Here is a 13,321-nt window from a genome sequence, read left to right as displayed (position 1 = left end):
AATATTATGTTTGATGTTTACATAACAAAAACCGGAAAATATTTGCCAAATCAAGCTATCTCAAACGAGGAGATGGAAAATTATTTGGGACTTATAAATGACGCAACATCTAAAGCAAGAAGAATAATTTTACGTAACAATAAAATTGTGAGCCGCTATTATGCCATAGACAAGCATGGAAATAGCACGCACAGTAATGCCGAACTAACAAAAAATGCAATAAATGAATTGTTTGACCAAAGTTTTACAGCTCAGGATATGCAATTGTTATCCTGTGGAACATCAACGCCAGATGTATTTTTGCCATCTCACGCCGCAATGGTTCACGGATTGCTAAAAAACAAATCGGTCGAGCTAAATTCTTCTACGGGAGTTTGTTGTGCTGGAATGAATTCATTAAAATTCGGTTACCTTTCGGTAAAATCAGGAAACACAAAAAATGCAGTTTGTACAGGTTCAGAAAAAGTTTCCACTTGGATGAAATCTGAAAAATACGAACAAGAAGTTGTCAATTTAAAACACTTAGAAGAACAACCAATAGTGGCGTTTAAAAAAGACTTTTTACGTTGGATGTTGTCTGACGGAGCCGCAGCTTTTTTGCTAGAAAACGAACCAAAAGGCGAAATCTCACTCAAAATAGAGTGGATGGAAGCCTTCTCTTATGCTCACGAACTTGAAGTTTGTATGTATGCTGGTGGAGATAAACTAGAAAACGGAGAGTTAAAGTCTTGGAGTGATTATCATCCAGAGGAATGGCTTAATGAATCTATATTTTCTATCAAACAAGATGTGAAATTATTAGACAAAAATATTTTAATAAAAGGAGCACAAAGCATGAAAGAAGCATTGGATAAAAACAAGGTTTCAGCAGATCAAATAGATTACTTCTTGCCTCATGTTTCTTCTCATTATTTTGTCGAAGGACTAAAAAAATCTTTCGCTGAAAACGGAATGGTAATTCCAAACGAAAAATGGTTTATGAACCTTGCGCAAGTAGGAAACGTAGGATCGGCTTCAATATATTTGGCATTAAATGAATTAATGAATTCTGGAAAACTTAAAAAAGGAGACAAAATTCTTTTATCTGTACCAGAAAGTGGCCGTTTTTCGTATGCGTATGCTTATTTAACTGTTTGCTAGAAAAATATGGAAACATCAAATGCTATTTTTGAAAAAGAGTTTGTAGAAAACTTGTTGCCACAAAAATTTCCTTTTGTCATGGTCGACAAATTGTTCGCTTATACCGAAACCTCTTTAATTTCAGGACTAAAAATACAAAGTGATAATATTTTTTATCACAACGGAAGCTTTGCGGAAGCTGGATTGGTAGAGCACATGGCGCAATCAGTAGCGTTACACACAGGTTATCAATTTTATTTAAAACAAGAACCTGCGCCAACGGGTTACATAGGTTCGATTAAAGATATTGAGATAAAAGAATTGCCAAAATTAGATGACGAAATTCAAACAACTGTTTCTATTCTTCAAGAATTTGGAGGAATAACTTTGGTTGATATCGTAACAAAACTAAACGATATCGAAATCGCTACTGGTCAAATGAAAACGGTTTTAGCCAAATAATTTCAATAAGAAATGGATACAACTATAGACATAAAAAACTATTTGCCTCATCGTAAGCCTTTTTTAATGGTTGATATGATTCTGATAATGGATGAAGAAAAAGTTGAAACTATTTTTGAAATAAAAGCCGACAATATATTTATTCAAAACAACACTTTTATAGAAGCTGGATTAATCGAAAATGCCGCTCAAACCTGCTCTTCGATTGTTGCAAAAGATTATTTTGTAGATGAGAATAATGAAGATAAATCAGGTGTAGATGTGGTTGGATTTATAAGTGCCATCAAAACATTAAAAATTCATAAACTTCCTGAAGTAGGAAATACGATCAAAACAATTTCAACATTAGTCTCAAAATTCGTAACAGACGATTATAGCTTATGTACAATGAGTTGCAAAACTTTCAATAACGAAGAATTACTTTTAGAAGGAGAGATTAATCTTTTTATTCAAGAAAATCATTCAAAACAATAGAAAGCTATGAAAGAAAATGAAGTTCCACAAGACAAAGGCAATCTTTCTAAAAGTAATATGAAAGAATTAGTTTATGCTACCGACGAAAAAGGCAATTACACAACGGCTTTAAGTACAGGTTGGGAGCCAAAAACGATAGTGCTTTCTAATTCTATTGATGAAATAAACGAACGAATTGCTACTGCAAAAGAACAAGTGAAAAGTGGCGAAGTAAGTCCAATTGTTTATTTTATGGAATTCTCTAAAATGGATATTGGTGTGCTGTCTAGTTACCTAGGAATGTGGCAATGGCGCGTAAAAAGACATTTTAAACCTACCATTTTTGCTAAATTAAGCGATACTACTTTACAGAAATATGCCGAAACTTTCAATATTTCGGTTGCCGAATTAAGAAATTTTAAAACAGATTAATGGAAATCAATTTTACACACCATCAATCTGCGCATTGCGAAAACGGAGTAGCATCTAATTTGCTTAAAAACAATGGTTTGAATATTAGTGAACCTATGGTTTTTGGTATTGGATCAGGGCTGTTCTTTGTTTATTTACCATTTATAAAAGTAAATTATGCACCAGCAATAAGTTATAGACCCATGCCTGGCGCTATTTTTAATAAACTAGCAAAACGACTAGGATTAAAAATAAAAAGGCAAAAATTTTCTAGCGAAACTAATGCTGTAAAAGCTTTAGACGAAAATCTAAAAAATAACATTCCTACAGGATTGCAAGTTGGTGTTTATAATTTGACTTATTTTCCAGACGAATACCGTTTTCATTTCAATGCACATAATTTAGTCGTTTATGGCAAAACCGAAACCGATTATCTCATCAGCGATCCGGTAATGGAAACTGTAACGACACTCACGCACCAAGAACTAAATAAAGTACGTTTTGCTAAAGGAGCTTTTGCGCCACGAGGACAAATGTATTACCCAATTCATATACCTGCTACTATCGATTTAAAAAGTGCTATTATCAAAGGTATTAAGAATACTTGTCGAGATATGTTGGCTCCCGCACCTATTATTGGAGTTAGAGGAATAAAGTTTGTTGCCAGCAGAATTAGAAAATGGCCAGTAAAACACGGAACTAAAAAAGCCAATCATTATCTAGCTCAAATGGTTAGAATGCAAGAAGAAATAGGTACAGGTGGCGGCGGTTTTCGATTTATTTATGCCGCTTTTTTGCAAGAATCAGCTGTAATACTAGAAAACGAAAAACTAAAAGAATTATCACAAGAAATGACCACAATAGGCGATTTATGGCGAGATTTTGCTGTAAATGCTTCTAGAGTTTACAAAAATAGAAGCACACAGGCTGATGTTTACAATACAATTGCCGATCAACTATTAGATATTGCAAATAAAGAAGAAGTTTTTTTTAAAAAATTAAAAGCAGCCATTAGCTAAAACTATTTTGAAACCCATTATCCAAATAACCCAACTCTCCAAAAAGTACAAAGATGCCGAAATGTATTCTTTGAACGACTTTACACTTTCTATATATGAAGGTCAAATTTTTGGGTTGTTAGGGCCAAATGGAGCAGGAAAAACTACTTTAATTTCTATGCTATGCGGATTAGTAAAACCTACTTCGGGGCTTTTCTCGATAGATAATTTAACGTATACAAAAGATGCAAACGAGATAAAAAAAATCATTGGTGTTGTTCCTCAGGAATACGCATTATATCCAACATTAACTGCAAGGGAAAATCTAATGTATTTTGGAAGTATGTATGGTTTAAAAGGTGATGATTTAAAAGAAAAAGTAATTGAAAGTCTTGATTTTCTTGGATTATTAAAATTTGCCGACAAACGAATAGAAACTTTTTCTGGCGGAATGAAACGCCGAATTAATCTTATTGCAGGAATTTTGCACAATCCAAAAGTACTTTTTCTAGACGAACCAACAGTGGGTGTCGATGTGCAATCTAAAAATGCGATTATCATTTATCTGAAAAAACTCAACAAAAACGGAACGACTATAATATATACTTCACATCATTTGTCCGAAGCTGAGGATTTTTGTACCGATATTGCTATTGTCGATAGGGGAAAGATTTATGCACAAGGAACGCCAAATAGCTTGATTGCTTCAACTGCAAACGCTCGAAATTTGGAAGACGTTTTTATTTCATTAACTGGAAAAGAATTGCGAGATGATATATAAATTGTTCATGTCGGTTTACAAAGAATTCCTACTCCTAAAAAGAGATATAGGTGGCGTTGTCATTCTGTTTATTATGCCATTGGTACTCATAATTACAGTGACTTTAATTCAGGACAGCACTTTCAAAACCGTTAGCGATGCCAAAATTCCCATTCTTTTGGTAGATAATGACAACGGGAATGTGTCTAAAACGGTTTTCGATAATTTACAAAAAAGCAATATTTTCACGGTTGTTACCAAAATAAATAACGAACAACTAACAGAATCATCGGCTAAAGAGGCTGTTTTTAAAGGAAAATATCAATTAGCAATCATTATTCCAGAAAAACTAAGTGCCGATTTGCAATCTAAAATCGACCAAAATGTCGAAAAAATAACAGCTAGTTTAGGAATGACTGATACTTTGGCGAAAGCCGAAAATACTAAAATTGTCAATCAAAAAGAAGTAAAATTGTATTTTGATCCTGCGGTGCAAATGAGTTTTAAAAACGCAGTGATGAGTTCCATTGACAAGATGATTTCTCAAATAGAAACCAAATCGATTTATGCTACTTTCCAAGCGCAATTAGGAGAAGAAACAACAAGTTTCGAACAAAAAAGTTTTATCACATTCAAAGAAATTGTTCCAAAAGTGAATAATGAAGAAATTATTCCAAATTCTGTTCAACATAATGTGCCAGCTTGGACTTTGTTTGCCATTTTTTTCATTGTAATTCCATTATCAATAAATATTGTAAAAGAAAAATCACAAGGGACTTTTGTTCGGCTAAGAACTAATCCAGTTCCTAATGTGATTGTTATTGCTGGAAAAACGATTACGTATTTAATTATTTGTATGATTCAGTTTTACATGATGATTTTAGTGGCAATTTTCTTATTTCCACACATTGGTTTACCATCATTAAATGTTGAAGGCAACTTATTTTTGATGAGTATAGTAGCGCTATTTTCAGGATTTGGTGCCATTGGCTTCGGAATATTATTAGGAACAATTGCTAAAACACAAGAACAATCGGCTCCGTTTGGCGCCACTTCTGTCATTATATTGGCAGCCATAGGTGGTATTTGGGTTCCTGTTTTTGCTATGCCAAAAATGATGCAACTCATAGCGCAATCTTCTCCTATGAATTGGGGATTGAATGCCTTTTATGATGTGCTTTTGCGTCATGGTTCTATAGTAGATATTCTACCAGAAATAAGTTTATTATTTTTATTTTTCATAATTACCACAACCATTGCCTTGCAGTATGATAAGAAGAAAAGAGCAGTTTAACGAAGCAAAGGAGTTAAGCATTTCACACGAAATTAGAGTTCGTTTTAACGAAACAGATCCATTAGGAATTGTTTGGCATGGCTATTATATTACTTATTTTGAAGACGGTCGTGAAGCGTTTGGCCGTCATCACGGACTATCATATCTCGATATTTTCGATAGTGGATTTACAACGCCTATAGTTAAATCGACTTGCGAACACAAGTTGTCTTTACGTTATGGCGATGTGGGTCGAATAGAAACTACAATTGTAGATACGCCTGCTGCCAAAATGATTTACAGATATGTTATTTATGACGCCAATAACGAGATTGCTTGTACAGGAGAAACTGTTCAGGTTTTTTTAGATAAAAATGGAGATTTAATGCTAACCAATCCACCTTTTTATGAGGAATGGAAACGTAAAGTTGGTTTAACAAAATAATAAATCTTCTACAAATTTAATATGTGATTAAAAAGAATTGTTTTTCAACCACATAGAATCATAGATTTGTAATTATAAAATAAAGTGTGATGACTCAAAAATATTTAGACGAACTTACTTATGAAATTATTGGCTCTGCAATTGAAGTTCATAAAATTATGGGGAGAGGTTTGCTTGAAAGTGTTTATCATCAATGTTTAAAAGAAGAATTAACACATAGAAAAATAAATTTTTCATCAGAGATGAAAATTCCAGTCATATACAAAAACAAGGAATTAGAAACTGATTTTCGATGTGATTTATTTATTGAAAATAGCATTGTTGTCGAACTAAAAGCTGTTTTTGAAATTCATCCTATGTTTGAAGCAAAACTTCTAAACTATATGAAACTTTTAAAATCACCTAAAGGAATTTTAATCAATTTTAATTGTTTTAATATTTTCAAAGAAGGTCAAAAGACGTATGTGAATGAGTATTTTAAAAGTTTGCCAAAAGAATAAAACTATGTTTCTACGTGTTAAAAAATAAATCATAAAGAAACATAGAAAATGGGAGTAGAATAGAGAGTAAATCTTGGTTTAACAAAGCTATGATTTGCTATTATAAAGTGAAACGACTTGATTTAGTTTATGAAAAACTATGTTTCTATGTGGTTAAAAAAAGTGAATTAGTATAAAAATGACAAAAGAAGTATTTATTACCGAAACAAACTGCATCACACCAATCGGGTTTGATGTTGCCACCAATATTCAAAATATTGAGAGTGGCATTTCTGGTATTCAATTACATCAGAATGGCATGCTGAACAAACCATTTTATGCGTCAACAATCGATAATGAAGAATTAAATTTGGCTTTCGCTAAAATTTCTCCATCAGAGAATTTCACAAGATTAGAAAAAATGATGATTTTGGCTTTGCAACCCATAGTTGAAAACTCAAAATTAGATTTGAATAATAAAGTTGGTTTCCTACTTTCTACAACCAAAGGAAATATTACAGCATTAGCAAATCCTTCAGAAGAAAGTTTTCAAAGTGCACATTTACATCAATTGGCAAAAAATATTGCTTCTTTTTTTGGATTCAAAACCGAACCAATTGTAGTTTCTAACGCTTGTGTTTCTGGAATTTTAGCTGTTTCAGTTGCAAAAAGATTAATACAGTCTGAAATGTTCGACAATATATTTGTAGTGGCTGGAGATGAAGTTTCTGAGTTTGTTTTGTCTGGATTCAATTCCTTTCAAGCCATGAGCGATTTGCCATGCAAACCGTATTCAAAAAATAGAACAGGTGTTTCTCTTGGCGAAGCAACAGCAGCAGTTTTAGTTTCTTCTAGCAAAGAAAATGCTAAAATAAAAATTATTGGCGATGGTGCTATAAACGATGCCAATCATATTTCTGGGCCATCAAGAACAGGAGAAGGACTTTATCGAAGTATCGAAAGCGCTTTTGCTGAAGCTAAAATCAAGCCAAATCAAATCGATTATATTTCTGCTCACGGAACTGCAACGCCTTTTAATGACGAAATGGAAGCTATCGCATTCAATAGATTAGGATTAGAAAATGTTCCGATAAATAGTCTAAAAGGATTTTACGGACATACTTTAGGTGCTTCTGGATTACTAGAAACCGTTATTGGAATTCAATCTGTTTTAGAAAGTAAATTATTCGTTTCTTTAGGTTTTGATGAAATTGGCGTGACTCAGCCCATTAATATTATTAAAGAAAATCAAGATAAAAACTGCAACTATTTCCTAAAAACAGCATCTGGTTTTGGTGGTTGCAATACAGCGGTTTTATTCGAAAAAATAAAATAATGTTAGAAAATAAAACCTACATACAATCCTTCTGCACCATTCAAAATAATGAAATGATACTGAATGGAGAATCGATTTTTAAATCAGATTCTGATTTGTTTTCTGATTTTTCAAAAAAAGCATATCAGAATTTCGATATCAATTACCCGAAATTTTTTAAAATGGATAATTTAAGTAAATTGGCTTTTCTGGCTGCCGAATTACTTCTGAAAAATGAAATTGACAACACAAAAGAAAAGGATATTGCATTGGTTTTTGCCAATAAATCCTCAAGTTTAGATACTGATGTAAAACACCAAAATTCAATTTTCGATAAGGAAAATTATTTTCCGTCTCCAGCGGTTTTCGTTTATACTTTACCCAATATTTGCATTGGAGAAATTAGTATCAAACACCAATTGAAAAGTGAAAATTCTTTTTTTATCTTTGACGCGTTCCATTCGGAATTCATGACAAATTATGCCAACGTACTTTTGCATACAAAAAAAGCTGAAAAAGTACTTTGCGGTTGGGTCGAATATTATAATGAAGAATACAAAGCATTCCTTTATTTGGTTGCCAACGAAGGGAAAACAGAACATAATAAAGAAATAATAGAAAATTTATATAACAAATAATATGGAAGCGTTAAAACAAGAATTAAAAGAAAAAATCATTGAAGTTCTAAACTTAGAAGATATAAATGTAGCAGATGTAAATGATGATGATGCCTTATTTGGCGACGGACTAGGATTAGATTCTATCGATGCTTTAGAGCTTATTGTTATGCTTGACAAAGATTACGGAATCAAATTAGTAGATCCAAAAGAAGGAAAAAATATTTTCCAATCTATCGAAACCATGGCAGCTTATATCACTGCAAACAGAACCAAGTAATTTTAGATTTTAGAGTTCAGATTTTAGATTTAAAAATGTATGACTACAAACGAATTAAAATTAAGAACTAAAAATTTTTCCATCTTGATAATAAATTTGGTTGAAAAACTACCGAATTCAATAGCGGGAAAAACTATTGCAAATCAAATTATTAGAAGTGGAACATCAGTTGGTGCAAATTACCGAGCTGTTTGTAGGGCTAGAAGTGATAGAGAATTCATCTCTAAAATGAATATAGTTTTAGAAGAAGCTGATGAGACAATGTTTTGGCTAGAATTAATTATTGATAGAAAATGGTTTGATGAAAACGAAGTTTCAAATTTATTAGATGAAGGCAATCAACTAACAGCAATTTTTGTTAGCTCATTAAAAACTGTTAACACGAGAATTGGTAATTCAAAAATCTAAAATTTAATAAGTAACACAATAATCTAAAATCTAAAATCAGAAATCTAAAATGGGAGGCATCGCAATAACAGGAATGGGAATTATTTCTGCAATCGGGAATTCGGTTGAAGAAAATTATTTTTCGCTCGTTAATAACAAAACGGCAATTACCACCATCGAAAATATTTCGACGGTACATGCTGATTTGAGAAAAGTGGGTGAAATAAAGAAAACCAACCAAGAGTTAGCTGATGAACTTCAACTTCCTTCAGATAATAATTTTTCGAGAACAACAATGATTGGTGCCATTGCAGCCAAACAAGCAGTTGCAAATGCAGGAATTACTTCGATAAATGAATACAAAACAGGACTAATTTCGGCAACTAGCGTTGGAGGAATGGACATGACCGAAAGATATTATTACGATTATTTCGAAAAGCCAGAAACCATTAAATATGTTAGTTGTCATGATGGTGGCGATGTGGCTCAAAAAATAGCCAATGAATTAGGCTTAAACGGAATGGTAACCACAATAAGCACTGCTTGTTCGTCGGCAGCCAATTCGATTATGTTGGGTGCAAGATTAATAAAATCAGGAAAGCTAGATCGAGTGATTGTGGGTGGAACTGATGCTTTAGCAAAATTTACCATCAACGGATTCAAAACCTTGATGATTTTATCGGACGGATATAATATGCCTTTTGATAATGACCGAAAAGGATTAAATTTAGGTGAAGCCGCCGCTTTTTTAGTGTTAGAATCGGATGAAATTGTAAAAAAAGAAAACAAAAAAGTACTGGCAAGAGTTTCTGGTTACGGAAATGCAAACGATGCTTTTCATCAAACTGCTTCTTCCGAAAATGGAGATGGTGCCTTTCTAGCTATGGAAAAAGCGTTTCAAGTTTCGGGTTTAAAACCAGAGCAAATAGATTATATCAATGTGCACGGAACTGCAACGCCTAACAATGATTTATCAGAAGGAAGAGCAATAGTTAGAGTTTTTGGCGAGAATAATATTCCCGATTTTAGTTCAACAAAACCATTTACAGGTCACACATTAGCAGCAGCTGCAGCAATTGAAGCAGTTTATAGTGTTTTGGCAATACAGAACAATGTGGTTTTTCCTAATTTGAATTTCAAAACACCTATGGAAGAGTTTAATATGATTCCGCAAACCACTTTAAAACAAAAAAATATCGAACACGTTTTGTCCAATTCATTCGGATTTGGAGGTAATTGTTCGACCGTAATTTTTTCTAAAAGCGAATGAGAAAGACATATATAAATGGTGTAGGTTGTATTTCGGCTCAAAAAACGTTCGACACAATTTTTTTGGAAGAAGCAATACTAAACGAAACGGCTAATGTTTTACCATTAGAAATTCCTGTTTATAAAGATTTTATTTCACCAACAGCAATTCGAAGAATGGCAAAAGGAGTGAAAAATGGTATTGTAGCTTCTACATTAGCTATGAAAGAAGCAAATACAGAAACTTTTGACGCTATTATTACAGGAACTGGAATGGGTTGCATAGACGATTCTGATAAATTTCTAAGAGCATTAATCGATAATAAAGAGGAGTTTTTAACACCTACTTCTTTTATCCAATCGACTCATAATACAGTGGGTTCTCAAATTGCTTTGGGATTGCAATGCAAAGCCTATAATTTTACGTATGTAAATGGTTCAGTTTCTTTCGAATCGGCACTTTTAGATGCAAAATTACAGTTTGATGAAAATGAAGCTTCCTCAATTTTAATTGGCGGAATAGACGAAATGAATGATTACACAGCTTCTCTTTTTAAGTTGGCTGAATTCATAAAACAAGACAATGAGAGTCCGTATAAAGTCCTAAATTCAACTACAAAAGGAGTTGTATATAGTGAGGGTGCTACTTTTTTTGTTTTGGAAGATAAAAAACAAGACAATTCCTACGCTGAGGTTTTAGATGTTGAAATCATTAACAAGCTTCAAATAGATGAAGTTGAAGCTAAAATGATTGACTTTCTAAAATCAAATTCATTACAAATTTCTGATATCGATGCTCTAGTTTTAGGTTACAACGGCGATGTAGAAACAGATATTTTTTATAAAAATATTGCTGAAAATTGTTTCAAAAACACACAACAAGTTTATTACAAACATTTGTCTGGCGAATACAATACAGCCTCTGCTTTTGGATTGTGGGTTGGTGCAAAAATCATGAAAACACAACAAATCCCAGAAATTCTAAAAGTAAATCATTTAGAAAAAACAGACTATAAAAACATACTTTTGTACAATCAATATAAAGGAATCGATCATAGTTTTACTTTAATTTCGAAATGCTAAATTACCGAAATACAAATATTGTCTTTTTTGTACTTTTTGCTTTACTATTACTTTTTAGTTTTTTTGTAACGGTAAATTGGGGGTTATTCCTGTTGCTTTTTGTAGCCAGATTTATTGTTATAATTACGGGTTCTACTCAAATTCCTTTAAATTTTTTTTTAAAAGCGTATTGTAACAATCCGTTAGAAAAAGAAAAAAATATTGCACTAACATTCGATGATGGACCACATGAAATGACATTATTGGTTTTAGATGTTTTAAAGAAGCACAATACAAAAGCTACTTTTTTTTGCATTGGTAAAAATGTAGAAAAACATCCTGAAATTTTAAAAAAAATTATTTCCGAAGGGCATATTGTAGGTAATCATTCTTATGACCATTCTCGACTTTTCGATTTTTATAGAAAAGACAAATTAATAGCCGAAATTTTAAAAACAGATGCTCTAATCGAAAAAATTTCAGGTAAAAAAGCTATTTTATTTCGTCCACCTTTTGGTGTTACAAATCCATCAATAAAAAGAGCTTTAGAAGTTACCAAGCATCACGTTATTGGCTGGAATATTCGCTCATTAGACGGAATTATTAAAAATGAAAAATTGGTTTTTAACAGGATAAAAAAACTAATTTCTCCTGGCGGGATTGTACTTTTGCACGATACTTCCTTACAATCTGTAAACGCATTGGAACAGTTATTGCAGTTTGTAGAAGAAAATGAATATAAAGTTGTTTCGTTAGAGCAACTTTTAGATATCAAAGCTTATGAAGATTAAAACCTATATAATTGCATTAATTTTATGTTTCTACAACCTTTCATTACTCGCTCAAGAGCAAAAAATGACTGAAACAGAAATAGTTTCTTTCAAAAAAGCAGTCAAGGAAGTTGCAACAAAAATAAAAACTTTAACTACCGATTTTGTGCAATACAAACACCTAGATTTTTTATCGAAAGACATAGAAACTTCAGGTAAAATGGTATTCAAAGAACCAAATATGTTGCAATGGCAATACAAAAAACCTTATAATTATAGCATTGTTTTCAAAAGCGGAAAGATTTTCATAGATGATGAAGGTAAAAAGAGCTCAATGGATGTGAGCAGTAGCAAAATTTTCGGAAAAATAAATAAACTTATTGTGGGAAGTGTAAGCGGTGATATGTTTGATGATAAGGAATTTTCGATTTCTTATTTTAAAAACAAAACCAACAACATCACAAAGTTTATCCCAAAAGATGCTGCGCTAAAAAAATACATCAAGCAAATTGAGTTAACTTTCGATAAAAATGATGCTACAGTAGTTCAGGTAAAATTGCTAGAATCATCAGAAGATTACACGCGTATTGTGCTGAAAAATAAAATATTAAATGCAAAAATCGACAATTCTATTTTTAATTAGTATACTGTTTTTAGTTGTTTCTTGTGCTTCAAATAATTTCGAAAAAGAGTTGAAGCCAGTAACTTTAGAAAACACAATTTATAACGTTCCGTATTTTGCTAATCCTGAAATAGATTACGCTTATAAAGCAAATATTTCGGTTTATGGTAATGATTTGTCAGGAATTTTTATTGCAAAAAAAATAAATGCAACCACACATAGAGTTGTTTTTACAACTGAATTTGGCAATAAATTATTAGATTTTGAAATTTCTGAAACTGACTTTAAAGTCAATTCGATTGTTGATGAATTGAATAGAAAAATATTAATTAATACTTTAAAAACTGATTTTAAGTTGTTGCTAAAGAATAAATTTCAGATAAAAGAACAATTAGAAGACACAGAAAATAAAGTATATAAATCCGAAGACGAAAGCGAGTTTAATTATCTTTTTGCATCAAAAGCAGAAGGAAAACTCTTCAAAATTGTACATTCAACGAAAAGAAAAGAGCAAATTAGCATCAATTTCACTTCAGAAAATAATACTTTTGCCGAAAATATTATCATTCAGCATTATAATATAAAATTAAGAATAGAATTAAATTATTTAAAAAATTAAA

18 protein-coding genes are annotated in these 13,321 nt (G+C 31.9%); all 18 read left to right on the top strand.

What is annotated here, in order from left to right; all coding sequences use genetic code 11:
- Positions 1-6 precede the first annotated feature (6 nt).
- The 18 genes from ACH2BP_RS02625 to ACH2BP_RS02540 all read left to right on the top strand — a co-directional run bounded on the left by ACH2BP_RS02625 (position 7) and on the right by ACH2BP_RS02540 (position 13,320).
- Positions 7-1,140: a beta-ketoacyl-ACP synthase III gene (locus ACH2BP_RS02625; RefSeq protein ID WP_395056731.1), complete on the top strand. Its 1,134-nt coding sequence runs from the start codon at positions 7-9 to the stop codon at positions 1,138-1,140.
- A gap of 6 nt (positions 1,141-1,146) precedes the next feature.
- Positions 1,147-1,581 carry a hypothetical protein gene (locus tag ACH2BP_RS02620; protein ID WP_395056729.1) on the top strand — a complete coding sequence of 145 codons (435 nt, stop codon included), beginning with the start codon at positions 1,147-1,149 and terminating at the stop codon, positions 1,579-1,581.
- Between the two features lie 12 nt (positions 1,582-1,593).
- Positions 1,594-2,055, top strand: a complete 462-nt coding sequence (locus ACH2BP_RS02615; protein WP_395056727.1) for an ABC transporter permease — start codon at positions 1,594-1,596, stop codon at positions 2,053-2,055.
- 6 nt (positions 2,056-2,061) lie between these two features.
- Positions 2,062-2,466 (top strand): hypothetical protein, encoded by a 405-nt coding sequence (locus ACH2BP_RS02610; RefSeq protein WP_395056725.1) that lies wholly within the window; start codon positions 2,062-2,064, stop codon positions 2,464-2,466.
- Positions 2,466-3,464, top strand: coding sequence for a BtrH N-terminal domain-containing protein (locus ACH2BP_RS02605; protein ID WP_395056723.1), 999 nt, complete (start codon positions 2,466-2,468; stop codon positions 3,462-3,464). Before ACH2BP_RS02610 ends, ACH2BP_RS02605 begins: the two co-directional genes overlap by 1 nt.
- A gap of 61 nt (positions 3,465-3,525) precedes the next feature.
- A complete protein-coding gene (locus ACH2BP_RS02600) occupies positions 3,526-4,224 on the top strand; it encodes an ABC transporter ATP-binding protein (protein WP_395056761.1) in 699 nt (232 codons plus the stop codon).
- Complete coding sequence (locus tag ACH2BP_RS02595; RefSeq protein ID WP_395056721.1) at positions 4,214-5,497, top strand: ABC transporter permease; 1,284 nt, start codon at positions 4,214-4,216, stop codon at positions 5,495-5,497. Before ACH2BP_RS02600 ends, ACH2BP_RS02595 begins: the two co-directional genes overlap by 11 nt.
- Positions 5,472-5,921 (top strand): acyl-CoA thioesterase, encoded by a 450-nt coding sequence (locus ACH2BP_RS02590; RefSeq protein WP_395056719.1) that lies wholly within the window; start codon positions 5,472-5,474, stop codon positions 5,919-5,921. The genes ACH2BP_RS02595 and ACH2BP_RS02590 overlap by 26 nt, the downstream gene beginning before the upstream one ends.
- Before the next feature lie 89 nt (positions 5,922-6,010).
- Positions 6,011-6,421, top strand: coding sequence for a GxxExxY protein (locus tag ACH2BP_RS02585; RefSeq protein ID WP_395056717.1), 411 nt, complete (start codon positions 6,011-6,013; stop codon positions 6,419-6,421).
- Positions 6,422-6,599: 178 nt separating this feature from the next.
- The gene (locus tag ACH2BP_RS02580) at positions 6,600-7,736 is read left to right on the top strand and encodes a beta-ketoacyl-[acyl-carrier-protein] synthase family protein (protein ID WP_395056715.1); all 1,137 of its coding nucleotides are present in this window, start codon (positions 6,600-6,602) and stop codon (positions 7,734-7,736) included.
- Entirely contained in the window at positions 7,736-8,353 is a 618-nt protein-coding gene (locus ACH2BP_RS02575; protein ID WP_395056713.1) for a 3-oxoacyl-ACP synthase, read from the top strand. Before ACH2BP_RS02580 ends, ACH2BP_RS02575 begins: the two co-directional genes overlap by 1 nt.
- A 1-nt stretch (position 8,354) precedes the next feature.
- Positions 8,355-8,612: a phosphopantetheine-binding protein gene (locus ACH2BP_RS02570; RefSeq protein WP_394758286.1), complete on the top strand. Its 258-nt coding sequence runs from the start codon at positions 8,355-8,357 to the stop codon at positions 8,610-8,612.
- Between the two features lie 39 nt (positions 8,613-8,651).
- On the top strand, positions 8,652-9,020 hold the full coding sequence (locus ACH2BP_RS02565) for a four helix bundle protein (protein WP_395056711.1): 369 nt from the start codon (positions 8,652-8,654) through the stop codon (positions 9,018-9,020).
- A 49-nt stretch (positions 9,021-9,069) separates the two neighbouring features.
- On the top strand, positions 9,070-10,269 hold the full coding sequence (locus ACH2BP_RS02560) for a beta-ketoacyl-[acyl-carrier-protein] synthase family protein (protein ID WP_395056709.1): 1,200 nt from the start codon (positions 9,070-9,072) through the stop codon (positions 10,267-10,269).
- Positions 10,266-11,330, top strand: a complete 1,065-nt coding sequence (locus ACH2BP_RS02555; RefSeq protein ID WP_395056708.1) for a beta-ketoacyl synthase N-terminal-like domain-containing protein — start codon at positions 10,266-10,268, stop codon at positions 11,328-11,330. Before ACH2BP_RS02560 ends, ACH2BP_RS02555 begins: the two co-directional genes overlap by 4 nt.
- Positions 11,324-12,100 (top strand): polysaccharide deacetylase family protein, encoded by a 777-nt coding sequence (locus tag ACH2BP_RS02550; protein ID WP_395056706.1) that lies wholly within the window; start codon positions 11,324-11,326, stop codon positions 12,098-12,100. The genes ACH2BP_RS02555 and ACH2BP_RS02550 overlap by 7 nt, the downstream gene beginning before the upstream one ends.
- Positions 12,090-12,722 carry an outer membrane lipoprotein carrier protein LolA gene (locus tag ACH2BP_RS02545; protein WP_395056704.1) on the top strand — a complete coding sequence of 211 codons (633 nt, stop codon included), beginning with the start codon at positions 12,090-12,092 and terminating at the stop codon, positions 12,720-12,722. The genes ACH2BP_RS02550 and ACH2BP_RS02545 overlap by 11 nt, the downstream gene beginning before the upstream one ends.
- Positions 12,691-13,320: a hypothetical protein gene (locus tag ACH2BP_RS02540; protein ID WP_395056702.1), complete on the top strand. Its 630-nt coding sequence runs from the start codon at positions 12,691-12,693 to the stop codon at positions 13,318-13,320. The genes ACH2BP_RS02545 and ACH2BP_RS02540 overlap by 32 nt, the downstream gene beginning before the upstream one ends.
- Position 13,321 lies beyond the last annotated feature (1 nt).

This window comes from Flavobacterium sp. (assembly GCF_043756175.1).
In the GTDB taxonomy this organism is placed as follows: domain Bacteria; phylum Bacteroidota; class Bacteroidia; order Flavobacteriales; family Flavobacteriaceae; genus Flavobacterium.
The sequence above is the reverse complement of the archived record's forward strand: the minus strand, read 5'-3'. Positions and strand labels throughout refer to the sequence as shown.

What these genes read in the sequence shown, in the direction of transcription:
- ACH2BP_RS02625 (WP_395056731.1), top strand. Translation starts at nt 7, where the DNA reads ATGTTTGATGTTTACATAACAAAAACCGGAAAATATTTGCCAAATCAA.
- ACH2BP_RS02620 (WP_395056729.1), top strand. Translation starts at nt 1,147, where the DNA reads ATGGAAACATCAAATGCTATTTTTGAAAAAGAGTTTGTAGAAAACTTG.
- ACH2BP_RS02615 (WP_395056727.1), top strand. Translation starts at nt 1,594, where the DNA reads ATGGATACAACTATAGACATAAAAAACTATTTGCCTCATCGTAAGCCT.
- ACH2BP_RS02610 (WP_395056725.1), top strand. Translation starts at nt 2,062, where the DNA reads ATGAAAGAAAATGAAGTTCCACAAGACAAAGGCAATCTTTCTAAAAGT.
- ACH2BP_RS02605 (WP_395056723.1), top strand. Translation starts at nt 2,466, where the DNA reads ATGGAAATCAATTTTACACACCATCAATCTGCGCATTGCGAAAACGGA.
- ACH2BP_RS02600 (WP_395056761.1), top strand. Translation starts at nt 3,526, where the DNA reads ATGTATTCTTTGAACGACTTTACACTTTCTATATATGAAGGTCAAATT.
- ACH2BP_RS02595 (WP_395056721.1), top strand. Translation starts at nt 4,214, where the DNA reads ATGATATATAAATTGTTCATGTCGGTTTACAAAGAATTCCTACTCCTA.
- ACH2BP_RS02590 (WP_395056719.1), top strand. Translation starts at nt 5,472, where the DNA reads ATGATAAGAAGAAAAGAGCAGTTTAACGAAGCAAAGGAGTTAAGCATT.
- ACH2BP_RS02585 (WP_395056717.1), top strand. Translation starts at nt 6,011, where the DNA reads ATGACTCAAAAATATTTAGACGAACTTACTTATGAAATTATTGGCTCT.
- ACH2BP_RS02580 (WP_395056715.1), top strand. Translation starts at nt 6,600, where the DNA reads ATGACAAAAGAAGTATTTATTACCGAAACAAACTGCATCACACCAATC.
- ACH2BP_RS02575 (WP_395056713.1), top strand. Translation starts at nt 7,736, where the DNA reads ATGTTAGAAAATAAAACCTACATACAATCCTTCTGCACCATTCAAAAT.
- ACH2BP_RS02570 (WP_394758286.1), top strand. Translation starts at nt 8,355, where the DNA reads ATGGAAGCGTTAAAACAAGAATTAAAAGAAAAAATCATTGAAGTTCTA.
- ACH2BP_RS02565 (WP_395056711.1), top strand. Translation starts at nt 8,652, where the DNA reads ATGACTACAAACGAATTAAAATTAAGAACTAAAAATTTTTCCATCTTG.
- ACH2BP_RS02560 (WP_395056709.1), top strand. Translation starts at nt 9,070, where the DNA reads ATGGGAGGCATCGCAATAACAGGAATGGGAATTATTTCTGCAATCGGG.
- ACH2BP_RS02555 (WP_395056708.1), top strand. Translation starts at nt 10,266, where the DNA reads ATGAGAAAGACATATATAAATGGTGTAGGTTGTATTTCGGCTCAAAAA.
- ACH2BP_RS02550 (WP_395056706.1), top strand. Translation starts at nt 11,324, where the DNA reads ATGCTAAATTACCGAAATACAAATATTGTCTTTTTTGTACTTTTTGCT.
- ACH2BP_RS02545 (WP_395056704.1), top strand. Translation starts at nt 12,090, where the DNA reads ATGAAGATTAAAACCTATATAATTGCATTAATTTTATGTTTCTACAAC.
- ACH2BP_RS02540 (WP_395056702.1), top strand. Translation starts at nt 12,691, where the DNA reads ATGCAAAAATCGACAATTCTATTTTTAATTAGTATACTGTTTTTAGTT.